Raw genomic sequence first — 14,782 nt, forward strand, 5'->3', positions numbered from 1 at the left:
TGCTTCATGTAAAGCAGGATTCGTTGTTTTAATGCTGTAAATTTGAGCGTATCAATTCAGTGGCTGTTGCTGTTTTTGTTCCGAACATTTTTTTTGCCCAGATTTCAGGTTTCATTAATCGTTCTAAAATTAAAAAAAGAGCAAGTCCTTCGTCCTGAGACCACCACTTTTTATTTCGCCTGACTCCTGTGATAGCAATATTTTTATCAATTTTACCTCCTTTGGGATCAATGAGCCATAAATACATGGAATATTGTCCAAGACCTTCCATTGTAAGAAATAGATCGTCAATTTCGGATAGACTTTGATATTGATTTTTAAAATAATTCTTTTGCCTTCGATCCATTAAATTAAATCCTTTTAATACCTCCTTTGTATTAAGTTCTTCATCAGAAATACTATTGTAAAAATTATTGACTTCAGAATTATAAAGATCAATATATTCCTTGTTTTTACTGAAGATATTTTGAACAATGTCGTCGCTGAAATCGAGTCCGAAATTATTTTTCTTTTCATACTGTGAAATTTTTGTTCCAAAACTTTCCATCTGTTGTGAATGAGAGAATTCATGGATAAAAACACCGGTAACTAAATTATCCAGTCCAAGTTCTTTGCTTTGGATCCCTCCTTTTTCCCAAAAACTAGGTAAAGGCATTACAAAAAAAGATTGATGATTACTCGCTGGTATTTCAGAAGCGAAAGATAGTATTCCAACAGGTACTTTTGTTTTATCAGGCAAAGTAAGAGTATCATTATGGATTGCCTTCTTCCATTGTAATTTTAAATTTAAAAGATTTGGCCCTTTTATAGATTCACCATTTCTTACAGAAATAGAAGAGGTAGAGTACACGTATTTATCATCAAAGAACACAAATTGTACGGGTTGAATGGTATTAATTTTATAAATGTCCTTATAAACCAATGTCCAGGCGGAAAACCAGTGACTTATTACCCGATTAAACTCTTCCTCTGCGGCTTGCTGGCCAAATGTTTTTAATTGGAAAATAAAGAATATGATTAGAAAGTATATTTTTCTCATTTTCAACACTTTTTATAGAAAACTAATATACAAAATTGGTCATAAAAAAAGAGACCCTAAGGTCTCTTGTATTAATTGAATAAATCTTTTACTTTATCAAAAAAAGTTTTTTCCTTTCCGGAAGGTTCTGCAACCATTTCTCCGCTGGACATCTGTTTTTCAAAGAAATCTTTTTGTTCTTTGTTTAACTTTTGCGGTGTCCAAACATTGATGTGAATAAACATATCACCTTTTCCATAGCTATCAATACTTGGAAGTCCTTTTCCGGCTAATCTTAAAATTTTTCCGGACTGTGTTCCCGGGTCAACGGTAATCTTCACTTTTCCACCTACAGTAGGAATTTCTTTTTTAGTTCCTAACGCTGCTTCAGCAAACGATACATACAATTCCTGGTGAAGATTGTCACCTTCTCTTTTGATTGTCTGATCAACTTCCTCTTCGATAATTACTAATAAGTCTCCAGGGATTCCCCCAAAAGGAGCATCATTACCTTTTCCTCTTACATTAAGCTGAATTCCGTCTCTTGCTCCCGCAGGAATATTAATTGTGATTTCCTCTTCATCTTTTATCAGACCCTGTGCATTGGCACCGGCCGGAATTTTATCTGCAACTTTTCCGATTCCCTGACAAGTAGAACAAGTTGTCTGAGTCTGCATTTGACCAAACATAGTGTTCATTACCTTAAGCTGAACACCTGATCCGTTACACGTAGGACAAGTCTTTGAAGTGGCACCTTCTGCCATCTTCATTTTTTTAACTTTAATGGTTTTATGAGTTCCGTTTACCATTTCCTCGAGGTTCAGCTTGATTCTGATTCTTAAATTAGAACCCTTCACCTGCTGGCGGCCACCGCCACCACCAAAGCCTCCGAAACCACCACCGAAAATATCTCCAAACTGGCTGAAAATGTCTTCCATGTTCATTCCGCCTCCGAAGCCTCCGCCTCCGAAACCTCCGTTTCCTCCCATTCCGGCATGCCCGAACTGGTCGAATCTCGCACGTTTCTGATCGTCGCTTAATACCTCATAGGCTTCAGCAGCTTCTTTAAATTTTTCCTCAGCCTCTTTATCTCCCGGATTTTTGTCAGGGTGATACTTAATGGCCATTTTACGGTATGCTTTCTTTATTTCGTCGGCAGATGCAGATTTGCTGATCTCAAGAACCTCGTAATAATCTCTTTTTGACATGACAATTTAATAATTGATTGTTGATAAATGATAAAAGATATTTTAAAGTTTAATAAGTGAACATTATCAATTATCACTCATCATTTATCATTTATGAATTTTAGTTTCCTGTTACTACTTTTGCAAAACGAATTACTTTATCACCTAAAGTATATCCTGTTTCAATAACATCTACGATTTTCCCTTTTAAATCTTCCGACGGAGCAGGTATTTGAGTAATAGCCTCATGGAAATCTACGTTAAAACTGTCTCCAGCTCTTACTTCCATTACTTTTAATCCTTTTTCAGTAAGTTTATTTTTGAATTTCTGATAGATTAATTCTACCCCTTGCAGATCAGCCGGATTTCCGTTTTTAGCGATTTCTTTTAATGCTCTTTCAAAGTCATCTAAAACACCCAACATAGAAACCATCATATCCTGATTGGCATATTGGAAGAATTCCATTTTTTCCTTAGAAGTTCTCTTTTTATAGTTTTCGAATTCAGCATACAGTCTGATGTAACGGTCTTTTTCCTCTGCCAAAAGTTCCTCTGCAGAAGGAGTAGCTGTCACATTGTCCTGAGATGTTGATTCATTCTGAACATTGTTTTCTTCCTGATTATTGATGCTTTCTTCGTTAATATCCTGGTTTTCCATAATTCAATATTTATTTACAGAATTGTTTGACAAAGAGTCTGCCAAATAGAAAAATCAAGACATTAAGGCAGAATAATGAAATTGAAAATTGAGAATTGAAAGTTGGAAATTGATACTTTTACTGTTCTCCCGTAAACGTCTGGTAAAGCAAGTATAAGTTTAATACAATAATAATCGCTGAAATAATCCATATACAGACTTTCAGAAAAGGTTTATTGACAAATTCTCCCATCTTAGCTTTGTCATTGGTAAACATAACCAATGGAACGACTGCAAAACTGAGTTGCATAGAAAGGATAACCTGGCTTAAAACAAGTAATTCCGTAGTTCCTTTTTCACCATAAAGAATGGTAACAATTAATGCAGGAACAACAGCAATAAGTCTTGTAATCAATCTTCGTAACCAGGGTTTTAATCTGATATTTAAAAAGCCTTCCATTACAATTTGTCCGGCTAGTGTTCCCGTTAGTGTTGAATTCTGTCCTGAAGCCAAAAGCGCAATAGCAAAGGCAATACTTGCCATAGAAGCACCTAAAATCGGTGTTAGCATTTTGTAGGCATCATGAATATCTGCCACATGCTGATTTCCTGTGGTATGGAAGGTAGCTGCAGATAGAATTAATATTGCTCCATTGATGAAAAAAGCCAGCATCAGGGACACTGTACTGTCTAAAGTAGCAAATTTAATAGCTTCTTTTTTTCCTTCTCTGTCGCGGGTGTAATCCCGGGTTTGGATAATGCTGCTGTGAAGATACAGATTGTGAGGCATAACGGTTGCTCCAAGAATTCCTATCGCAATGTAAAGCATAGCAGGATTCGTAATAATTTCCTTTTGGGGAACCAATCCTCCCAGAATTTCATTGAAAGCAGGTTTTGAGATAACAATTTCGTAGGCAAAACAGGCAAGAATAATAAAGATAAGCCCTCCTACAATACTTTCAATCCATCGAAATCCTTTGGCCTGAAGTAAAAGAATAACCAAAACATCCACAGTAGTAATGACAATTCCCCACGTAAGCGGAATATGAAATAGTAGATTAAGAGCAATAGCAGAACCTATCACCTCTGCTAGATCACAGGCGGCAATGGCTATTTCACATAATATCCAAAGAATAAAATTGGTTGTAGGACTAAAGTGGTCTCTACAGGCTTGTGCTAAATCCCTTTCTGTAACGACTCCCAGTTTTACCGATAAATGCTGCAAAATCATTGCAAAAATATTTGAAATAAGAATTACAGAAAGCAATGTATAGCCAAATTGTGCTCCCCCGGCAATATCGGTAGCCCAGTTTCCAGGATCCATATATCCTACGGCAATCATTAATCCGGGGCCTGTATAAGCCAGATATTTCCTCCAAAATGAAGCCTTTCTAGGGACTTTTATAGAGGAATAAACTTCTGATAATGAATGGTCTGTTTTATCTTTTCGCCAGGCGCTTTTTAAATTGAAATTCATAAATGTTAGAAATGACTAACAAATTTAATTAAATAAATGTAAACACAAAAATCAGAGCAAGAAAAAATCCCGGAATTTACGTTCCGGGATTCTATTTGTATTGAGTCTAAAGATTATTTAGAGAATCTTACAGACATTTTTCTGTCAGCAGCTCTTTCTGCGTCTGAAGCTTTTGCATCAACAGTAGCAAATTTACTTCCGTACCCTTCAGCACCAAGTACCTGAGCACCAACTCCCGCTTTAGCTAAAGCAGCTTTGATGAAATCAGCTCTTGACTGTGATAGTTTTACGTTAGAAGCTTCGTTTCCTACTTTATCAGTATAACCACCGATTTTGATTTTAGCATCCGGGAATGCCTTAAGAATAGCTACCAGGTTTTCCATTTGTCCTTGTGAACCTGCTTCTAATTCTGTAGAACTTCCCATTTTGAAATTTACATGGTCGAAATCGTACCACTTATCTTTCAATGCAGCATCGTCAGCGGCGTTTTTATAACCTCCGGATTTCAGGAAGGAAATCATCTGATCTTCCATACCACCTTTGTAACCTTTTAACATTACTCCGTTAAGATCAATGTTTTCATCAGTTTTAGCTACTGGTGTTGCAGTAGGAGCAGATGCTGGTGGAGTAGTTGCAGAATCTACAGACGATCCGGCTGTTCCTGTAGAATCAGCTGTCGTTGTTGTAGTGGTAGTCTGCTTTTTCTCACACTGTTTCCATAAGAAATATCCGGCTGCTATTAACAATAAAAGCGGAAGTAACCATTTCCAGATTGATCCCCCGCCTTGATTGTTATTATTGTTATTAAATTGTTCTCTTACCTCTCTTGCTCCTTCTGAAACATTTTCTCTTGCTGTAGCAACACCTTCTGCGATATTGTCCTTAGCGGTAGACGTTACGGAAGAAACAGTTTCCTTAGCCTGTCCAAACCAATTCTCTGCTCCTAATCCAAAAGAAGCTAGAGAAAGACCTGCTGGCAATAAAGAAGAGATAATGCCTTTCTGGTCATTCAGTAAGCCGGAAATACCCGAAGCACCCAAATTATTGTCTGCTGCGTATTTTCCGACAGTGCCTACTGTAGCCCCGGTAACCAGGTTTAACAAAGAACCTGCAGAATTATTGCTGATTCCTGAAAAACTGGCTATGGAATTTACTAATCCGCCTACCTTATCTCCAAAAAGTGAAGATAACAAGTTCGTAATAATAGGATTACTAGATGATCCACCTAATAAATTTCCTAAAATTCCGCTTGAAGAGGCTTTTGTAATAGCATCCACAACACCAGGATTGTCTGCGTTATTGGCTAATCCACCTACCACAGCAGGTAATAAGCCACCAATTGCTTTAGAAATTCCTGATTCGCTTTCTCCAAACTGTGATGCAGCCTGTGAAACCAAAGCGGGACCTAATTGTCCTTTAATTAAATCAATGACATTTAAAGACATAATAAATTTTTTTAGATTAATGTTGAGATAAATTTAAACAAAAATCTGTCCAAATGTCACTTTTTTTTGAATATTTCTTTAAAAATTAACGAGATTTTTTAAAATCGTTAAAATTATCAGTACGCTTTTGCGAATAATACACGTCTCTTAGAAGGTTTCCCAGAAATCAATGAAATACCTTCTTCGATGTCATCATCCAGAGGAATACATCTGATAGTTGCCTTCGTTTCGTCTTTAATCTGCTCTTCTTCTTCAGCCGTACCATCCCAGTGTGCATAGATAAATCCACCTTTTTCTTCCAATACTTTCTTAAATTCTTCGTAATTATCTACTTTCGTGATATTGTTTTTTCTGAATTCAAAAGCTTTGTTGTAAATATCCTGCTGAATAGTCTTCAATAAATCTTCGATGTAAGAATCCAAACCGTCGATAGAACGAACTTCTTTCGTCAGATTATCTCTTCTTGCGATTTCTACAGATTTGTTTTCCAGATCTCTTGGTCCCATCGCGATTCTTACAGGAACTCCTTTCAATTCATATTCTGCAAATTTCCAGCCCGGCTTATTCTGAGTGTCATTGTCAAATTTCACAGAAATTCCTTTTGCTTTCAATTTAGCCTGGATTTCCAATGCAACTTCGCTGATTTGTTCCAATTGCTCTTCCCCTTTAAAGATCGGAACAATGACCACCTGAATCGGAGCCAGCGTTGGAGGCAATACCAATCCGAAATCATCAGAGTGTGTCATGATCAAAGCACCCATCAAACGGGTTGAAGTTCCCCATGATGTAGCCCATGCATGTTCAATTTTTCCTTCTTTGTTGGTAAATTTCACATCAAATGCTTTTGCAAAATTCTGACCCAGGAAGTGGGATGTACCTGCCTGAAGTGCTTTTCCATCCTGCATTAATGCTTCGATACAATACGTTTCATCAGCTCCTGCAAATCTTTCAGAAGGAGTTTTCAATCCCTGAACAACAGGCATTGCCATAAAGTTTTCAGCAAAATCTGCATATACCTTATTCATTTTCTCTGCTTCTTCAATAGCTTCATCTTTTGTAGCGTGAGCAGTGTGACCTTCCTGCCATAAAAACTCTGCAGTTCTTAAGAAAAGACGGGTTCTCATTTCCCAACGTACAACATTCGCCCATTGGTTGATTAATATTGGTAAATCTCTATACGATTGAATCCAGTTTTTGTAAGTATTCCAGATAATTGCTTCTGAAGTAGGACGAACGATAAGCTCTTCTTCCAGTTTAGCATCCGGATCTACAATTAGTTTTGAAGGATTGTCCGGATCAGTTTTTAATCTGTAGTGGGTAACAACAGCACATTCTTTTGCAAAACCTTCTGCGTTCTTTTCCTCAGCCTCAAATAAGCTCTTGGGCACAAAAAGCGGGAAGTATGCGTTAACGTGACCTGTTTCTTTAAACTTTCTATCCATTTCATCACGCATTTTCTCCCAGATTGCATAGCCATACGGTTTGATTACCATACATCCACGCACTCCTGAGTTTTCAGCTAAATCAGCTTTTACCACCAGCTCATTATACCATTTGCTGTAATCTTCGCTTCTTGAGGTTAATTTTGCCATTATTCTTTAAAATTTTTTTAACTTTTACACAATATTGTTATCTAAAAATAAAAATCTATTTTTGATAGATTTTTTAACCGGTATTTTGGTACATTTTTGGTACACATTGCAAATATAATTTAAATTAAAAATTTTTACGTTATCATGAAAAGAAATATACATAAAAATTTGCTTGGCTTGCTAAGATCCAAAGGTGTTTTAGCAATATCAGGCGGATTATTGCTTATGTCTTGTGGTGCTCAGATGGGAGGGTATAGCGAGACAGATGGGGTGTATTATGACCCCAACAAGGATACGCTGCCAGAAGGAGTGATCATTAATGGTGGCGGAAACAGAGTAGGCGAATATTACGACTACTATCAGGATTCTAACATAATCCAAAACGCACAGACAAATTCAAGAGAACAACAAAATAAATATAATGAATGGGGAGGTACGGATCCGGGCTGGAGCAGCAATGCAACAGATTCGGACTGGGGCTTATATGCTGGTTCCCAAACCAATTATTATGACAATTCCTGGGGATCACCTTGGGGCTGGTACGGAGGTTATAGTCCATATTGGGGTATGAACCGTGGCTGGGGCTGGGGTATGAATATGTCCTGGGGTTGGGGCGGATCATTCGGATGGGGCTGGGGAGGCTCTTTCGGATGGGGAAGTCCATACTGGGGATATTCTCCTTACTGGGGTGGATATTATGATCCATTCTGGGGAGGATATGGTAATCCGTACTGGGGTTATGGAGGTTACTGGGGTGGTGGCTACTACAACAGACCTGTATACCATAGAAGAAGCGGATCAACCGGTGGTTTTGTTGGCAATCCTGGTATAGGTAGTGCGGTATACAGAACGAACACGGCTAATACAGGTTCCGGATTTAGAAACGGAAATAATAACGGTGGCGGTTTCAGAGACGGTAATTCAGGCGGATTCAGACAAGGGAACTCTGGAGGTTTCAGACAGGGTAATTCTGGAAATTCCGGTGGTTTCAGACAAGGAGGAAATTCAGGAGGTTTCAGAGATGGGAACTCTGGTGGTTTCAGACAAGGTAATTCCGGAGGATTCCGTAATTCAGTTCCTCAATCGAGACCAGACTATAATTATCAGCAACCAAGAAACAACGGAGGTTTCAGATCTATGGATTCCGGTGGCTTCAGATCCGGAGGAGGTTTCAATTCCGGCGGTGGAGGCGGTGGCTTTAGAGGCGGTTCCGGTGGCGGAGGCGGTTTCAGATCCGGCGGTAGCGGCGGTTTCAGATAATATCAATCTAATAAACTATTAAAAAATAATGTTAAAAAAATCTTTAGTATTCATGAGTATTTCTGCTGCATTTTTTGCGCAGGCTCAGGATATTTCTGTATTGAGAAATTCTGTAGAAGTATACTCTGGTTCTCCTATGGTGGGATCGGCAAAGTTTAATGGGATGGCTGGTGCAAACGGAGCGTTAGGTGGTGATGCCAACTCTCTGCTTACCAACCCTGCTGGTTTAGGGGTTGCTATCTCGGGAGAGGTTTCCGGAACTTTGTCAATATCAGGTAATAAAAACAGCAGCTCTTTAGGGGGCTCTACGGTAGATTACAGTAAAACAAAAGGAGATCTGGGGAATGCAGGTGGAATCATCGCTTTTCCGTTAATGACTGAAACCGGATGGAAGTTTATTAATATCGGGATTAATTTTTCAAACCAATCTCTTGATAATGTTATAGAATCTCCCGGGAATGCTAACATTTCTGCGACTTTACCGGACGGACAAGCTTCATTAGCAGGACATGCTTATTCCAGGTATGGAAATCTTTCAAAGATGAGTTTTGGTGTGGGAGCTAATTATAATCATAACTTATATATTGGAGCAGGTTTGAACTTTTTCAATGCTTCAATTGATCAAGCTGACAGATTGGCTTTCAGAATGCTTAATAATAATTATATCGATACTTTTGATAAACAGGATTCTCCATATTATGAGAGATCTTCCGGTTTTTCAGCATCATTGGGGGTTATTGGTAAATTAAGCCCTAATTTCAGATTGGGAGCATCTATTGAAACACCTACATTCTGGAATATAGATCGTGATTTTCAATTTTATAATCACCCTACTTACGGAAACGGGACAGGAACTGAGAACAGAAAGTTCACTTCGCCTTTAAAAGCGACAGTAAGTGCTGCCTTTGTTGCCAGTAAGAATTTCTCATTAAACGTAGATTATACATTAGGTCTTACAAAACCTGATTATAAAGTTTATGGGAATCCTGAGAGAGAAATAAATAATTTCTTTAAGGATAATTATAAGAACATGTCTGAAGTAAGAGTAGGAGCGGAGTACAGAATTCAGCAGTTGAGATTAAGAGGTGGATACTCATATTTATCTAATCCACTTGACGCACTTACGATCAGTAGATTTGATACTGCAGGTAATATAGGAGACCAATCGTACAGCAATCTTATGCTAAGTGACAGAAACCTGATTTCATTTGGTGTAGGTTATGATTTCAAATCATTCTATATTGACGCTTCTTATCAGAATATAAGTTCTAAATATAGTAATCCTTTTATGAGAGGAGTGACTGGTGATGATTTTGATGCAGCGTATTATTCAGTGGGATCAAAATCAATCTACCAAAACCCTGATTATGCAGTAAGTAATGTGAAAAACAATAGAAATAATTTCTTCCTTACCGTAGGATGGAAGTTCTAATTTTATTGTCAATATATCAATTAAAAGCTCCGAAATTTTTCGGAGCTTTTTTATTTTCAAATCTAAATCGAGATTAATCCGGATTCTGAGTCAGATTAGGCTGTATCTGTATTTGCTGTTCCGGAATATATTCAATAATTCTGTTGTTGGTAGAAGGAACTGTGTAAAAAGGATTATTTCCGTTTAAATGCGTTCCCGGATAATTTCTGTCAAGGGTCAGTTTATTTCTGAATATGTCATATTTTCTATGAGCTTCAAAAGCTAATTCAAGTCTTCTTTCCTGTAGAACGATATCTAAAATGGTTTGCCCAGAAGGAACAGAAGAATACACGGGAATTCCAGCTCTTGTTCGGATCACATTAATATCAGTTAGTGCAGCTGCAGAATTTCCTTTTTTAGCGTAAGCTTCAGCCCGGTTAAGATATATTTCAGCCAATCTTAAAATGACCGGTGACCATAATTGGGGTACTCCTTCCTGTAGTGAACATTTTAGGATATAAAATTTCGGATATCCGTTTCTTTTATCCATATCATTATCCAGGTTAATATACGTCTTAGTATTATTTGAATTCATGAAATAATAACTGGTTTTGGATGGCAAAACTTCTGATAGCACCTGATAATTCACATTATTTATGGTGAAATAGGTATTTCCTCCCTGTTGAAAGGTTTTCTGGAAAATGTAGTTATAAGTTATTCCACCCGTGGAATTGGTACCTTGCTGCACCCAATAGGCAACGGGTGTTGTAGGGCTGTTGTATTTGGGTGAAATGAATTTTAATCTTGCATCCTGAGGGTTTTGATTAATTACATCTAAATAGGAAGAAGAGGCATACATTTCTCCCCAGCCTACATTTTGAATATTGGCATACATAGATCCTATGGTATACCAGCCGTCACTATAATCGCCATCTCTATTGTATTTAAAAGCGAAAATCGTCTCTTTGTTTGTTTCCGGCGTTTTAGTTGCGTAAGACGGTAGGTCAGCATTAGATAATAATGAATACTTTCCTGAATTAATCACCTTTTCAGCATATTCAATGGCTTTATCATTATTTTCCATATAAAGGTATACCCGGGAAAGGAGTGCCTGTGCAGCCTTTTTAGATGCATAAATATTATCTTTATCCACGGTCATCAGCTGTTCTGCTTTTTTCAGGTCACTAACTACCTGATCGTAAATTTGTCCTACTGTTGCCCGGGCAGGTAAATCGTTCACATCGTCAGATATTTTCAATGGCACTCCCGGGTTGCTGGTTCCTTGATTGTAAGGTTTGCCAAATACATTGACCAGAGAGAAGTACACGTAAGCTCTCAGAAAATAATTTTCCCCAATCAATTGATCTGTTGCTGCATCTTTTCCTTCAGGAATTTTTAAAATGACCTTGTTGCAGCCAATAATTGATTTATAGCCTGCATTCCATATTGCATTTGAACGGCCATTATTTTTAATACTTCTGTAATTATAATAATAGAAAAACTCATCAGTGGTTGTTCCGCTGATATCAATATTGTCGCCGCCATATTCGCCAATTCTGTAAAGGTTATTGAAAAATCCTCCACCAGATGCATCTCCTTTTAAAAGAGCGTAGTTTCCAAGCGTAATGGTTTGTAATCCTGTTGGGTCGTTCAGTATTATTTCTGATTCTTGAGAATCATAAGGTGACCGGTCTATATTACAGGCGGTTATTGATAATAATAGTAATGGTAAGAATATTTTTTTCATGATTTTGTACATTTTAAAAAGAAAAATTAAGGCCTAAAGAAAATCTTCTTGGGATAGGATAAATAGCTCCCGCATTTCCCGAATAAGGATTGCCATCCCTCTTATCTGCATCAGAAGGGCCGACTTCCGGATCAACACCTGAAAACTTGGTAATAGTAAATAGATTTTCTCCCATTATATATAGACTTAAAGACCTTACATGTAGCTTTTCCGTCAAAGATTGAGGAAAATTATAACCCAGTCTCAAAGATCTCAGTTTCATATAGCTGGCATCTTCCAGATAACGTGAAGAAGGCTTATTGGTTAAAGTATTGTTGTTAAAAGTGGCTACAGGATGTGTTGCTACATCTCCTGGTTTTTCCCATCTGCTCCAGCCATTTTGTAGCACCATTTGATTATAATACGGATAAGCACCATCTGAATCAAATAATTCCCTGTAAGAATTATAGATCTGTCCTCCCTGTGAGAAATAAATATTAGCGTTAAGATAAAAATTATTGATACTAAGGTTGGTCGTGAAGGATCCATAATAATCCGGCGTGGCCGCACCTACGATCTGTAAGGTGGCCTGATTGTAATTCGTGGTAATGCTTTTACTTCCGTCAGCGTTTACCACTTCCCATTGAGCTGCGCCGTTATCAGGGTTTACGCCCATCCATTTCCTCATATAGAAAGAAGTGACGTCATTGCCTACTATGGCCACCTGATTATTAGACAGCAGCTGGGTACTGTTATTTCTTGTTGAAAGAACCCTGTTTTTGTAGGTGCTTATATTAAAACCTACATCCCAGTTAACCGCTTTGGATTTAATCAATGCATAATTGAAATTGAATTCCCATCCTTCATTCTTTACATCTCCAACATTCAGGTATTGCCTGTCAACGCCTGTTAATGATGGAAGGGTGACCAATACCAACAGGTTTTTGGTTTTATTATTGAAATAATCAACATTGATGCTTAATCTGTTGTTAAAAGCTCTGATATCGGTACCAATATTATTCTGGTAAATAGATTCCCAGGTCAGATCTTTATTGCCCAATTGATTCCATGTTGCCCCAATTTGTCCGTTATACACCTGGGTTAAAGCATATAAATCCTGCCACCCATAATTGGGGCTTGGGGTATTTCCAACAAGGCCTCTGCTGGCTCTTAGCTTCCATTCGTTAATTTGCTTTACCTGGAAAAATTTTTCTTTATGAATATTCCATCCGGCACTGTATGAATAAAAAAGTCCATTTCTCTGGCTAAGACCAAATGCCGATGAAGACTCACTTCGTAAAGATCCCTGAACAAAATATTTTTTATCATATACATATTCGGCATTGAATAAGAATGCATTATAGGCTTTGTCATATTTTTTTCCTGATGGCTTTTGTCCTGTTGTAGCTCCGTTATCGAAGATTTCTGATCCCGGAACAATACCATAAACCCCTGCTTTGGATATTTTGTAGATTCGGTCCGTATATTCGTATGCTGCCAGGGCATTGACATTGTGAACCCCAAAATCTTTATCAAATCTCAGCATCTGATTGAAAAATTTACTGATATCTTTAACATAAGATTCAGTCAGTCCGCCTTTAATACTCTCGCCTGCTATTGATCTTGGATCTGTATAAGACATGTCATCGTAATTTTTATAAGTGACATTATTTGTGGTAATAAATTTCAGATAATCTGTCAATTTAATTTCTGCGTCAAAATTTCCAATAAGGTCTAATTGGTTACTCTTGCTATAATTCCACTGCAGGTCATATAAATAATTAGCGTAGTCTCTTCCGTACCATGTTCCGTTAAAGGTATTGGGGTTTATTAAATTTCCTTCAGAGTTTCTTGGATTGTCCCAGGGCATATTGAGATACATTTCTTCAAGGGAGCCTTGTCTGTTTTTCCTTTCTGTATATGCTAAGCTTAGTTTGGGTCTTAAAATTAACCAGGGTCTTACTGTTTGTTCATGATTGATTCTGAAAGACAGTCTGTTATAATCGTAGCTTTTTACTGTTCCGCTTTCATCATAATAATTACCTGATATATAGGTTTTGGAATTTTGAGAACCTCCTCTGAAGTCTATGGTGTAGTTTTGTACGGCTCCTGTCTGCGTGCCGTCTTTCAGCCAGTTATAACCGGGATTTCTCAGTCCTCCGGGAATAGATGGAGCATTTTTAAGAGAGGTAAAGTAATCGTACAATTGAGTGCCATCCATCAGTTTAAAGCGCCCATTATTGAATGTATTGAAAGAGTTATTTACTGAAATATTAAGAGAGCCTTTACCTGAGGTTCCGGATTTTGTGAAGACCTGTACAATTCCGTTCGCTCCACGGGAACCATATAGAGCAGTGGAGGTGGCGTCCTTCAAAATGTTAATACTTTCAATCTGGTTGGGGTCAAGATTGGGTACTCCATTCATCATAACGCCGTCTACTACCCATAAAGCCTGACTAGGACCATTAATCGTTGAGGTTCCTCTGATTTTTACACTTGCTGTGGATCCAGGATTGCCACCTCCAGGCAAAATTTGAGCGCCTGCCGCTTTTCCCTGTAAAAGACCTGCTACATCCGGGGTATTGGAGTCTTTTAGCTTTTTATCAGAAATAACTGAAACGGCTGCTGTTAAGCTGGACCTCTTCTGGGCTTTGTATCCTACTATAACAATATCTTCAATCTTGTTTTCCTGAAGGGTATCTTTTTTTACGGTAGTTTGAGCAGATAACACTCCGCATACTAAAAAGAAATACCCACCCGTCGTCAAACGGTTAGTTTTTTTATTCATACATAAGTGATTTGGTGACGCTCGCTAATGTACAAAAAAAACCACATCAATAGTAATGTGGTGTAAAAAATGATAATAATTTATAATATCATAATTCTCTTTGTTGATATGATATTTATTTTGTGAAAATATTTATTTTTAAGAAATGTGAATTTGTAATGAAATGGATTTATTTTCAGATACTTAGGACTAATTTTATGTGACCTGGATACAAATACAGCAAATCAAAAGACAAAAATAT

General features: G+C 37.6%; 10 protein-coding genes. 2 read left to right on the forward strand and 8 right to left on the reverse strand.

Annotated features, from left to right (window positions below; genetic code table 11):
• Positions 1 to 28: 28 nt before the first annotated feature.
• The 6 genes from EG342_RS13435 to proS all read right to left on the reverse strand — a co-directional run bounded on the left by EG342_RS13435 (position 29) and on the right by proS (position 7,356).
• Positions 29 to 1,039: a hypothetical protein gene (locus EG342_RS13435; protein WP_103294117.1), complete on the reverse strand. Its 1,011-nt coding sequence runs from the start codon at positions 1,037 to 1,039 to the stop codon at positions 29 to 31.
• 71 nt (positions 1,040 to 1,110) lie between these two features.
• The gene (gene dnaJ / locus EG342_RS13440) at positions 1,111 to 2,226 is read right to left on the reverse strand and encodes a molecular chaperone DnaJ (RefSeq protein ID WP_103294118.1); all 1,116 of its coding nucleotides are present in this window, start codon (positions 2,224 to 2,226) and stop codon (positions 1,111 to 1,113) included.
• Between the two features lie 100 nt (positions 2,227 to 2,326).
• A complete protein-coding gene (locus EG342_RS13445; RefSeq protein WP_103294119.1) occupies positions 2,327 to 2,863 on the reverse strand; it encodes a nucleotide exchange factor GrpE in 537 nt (178 codons plus the stop codon).
• A gap of 118 nt (positions 2,864 to 2,981) precedes the next feature.
• Complete coding sequence (locus EG342_RS13450) at positions 2,982 to 4,319, reverse strand: Nramp family divalent metal transporter (protein WP_103294120.1); 1,338 nt, start codon at positions 4,317 to 4,319, stop codon at positions 2,982 to 2,984.
• A 113-nt stretch (positions 4,320 to 4,432) separates the two neighbouring features.
• Positions 4,433 to 5,764: an OmpA family protein gene (locus EG342_RS13455; protein WP_103294121.1), complete on the reverse strand. Its 1,332-nt coding sequence runs from the start codon at positions 5,762 to 5,764 to the stop codon at positions 4,433 to 4,435.
• Positions 5,765 to 5,880: 116 nt separating this feature from the next.
• Positions 5,881 to 7,356 carry a proline--tRNA ligase gene (proS, locus tag EG342_RS13460; protein ID WP_103294122.1) on the reverse strand — a complete coding sequence of 492 codons (1,476 nt, stop codon included), beginning with the start codon at positions 7,354 to 7,356 and terminating at the stop codon, positions 5,881 to 5,883.
• 144 nt (positions 7,357 to 7,500) lie between these two features.
• Between proS and EG342_RS25695 the strand changes: the two genes are divergently transcribed.
• Entirely contained in the window at positions 7,501 to 8,616 is a 1,116-nt protein-coding gene (locus EG342_RS25695; RefSeq protein ID WP_103294123.1) for a prolyl-tRNA synthetase, read from the forward strand.
• A 28-nt stretch (positions 8,617 to 8,644) separates the two neighbouring features.
• Entirely contained in the window at positions 8,645 to 10,048 is a 1,404-nt protein-coding gene (locus EG342_RS13470; protein ID WP_103294124.1) for an OmpP1/FadL family transporter, read from the forward strand.
• A 73-nt stretch (positions 10,049 to 10,121) separates the two neighbouring features.
• On the opposite strand, the gene EG342_RS13475 is transcribed toward EG342_RS13470, so the two are convergent.
• Together EG342_RS13475 and EG342_RS13480 are read right to left on the reverse strand one after the other, a co-directional pair.
• Positions 10,122 to 11,774, reverse strand: coding sequence for a RagB/SusD family nutrient uptake outer membrane protein (locus EG342_RS13475; RefSeq protein WP_103294143.1), 1,653 nt, complete (start codon positions 11,772 to 11,774; stop codon positions 10,122 to 10,124).
• 13 nt (positions 11,775 to 11,787) lie between these two features.
• Entirely contained in the window at positions 11,788 to 14,541 is a 2,754-nt protein-coding gene (locus EG342_RS13480) for a SusC/RagA family TonB-linked outer membrane protein (protein ID WP_103294125.1), read from the reverse strand.
• Between the last annotated feature and the right edge of the window lie 241 nt (positions 14,542 to 14,782).

Origin of the sequence: Chryseobacterium lactis (assembly GCF_003815875.1) — a bacterium.
GTDB classification, from domain to species: Bacteria; Bacteroidota; Bacteroidia; order Flavobacteriales; family Weeksellaceae; genus Chryseobacterium; species Chryseobacterium lactis.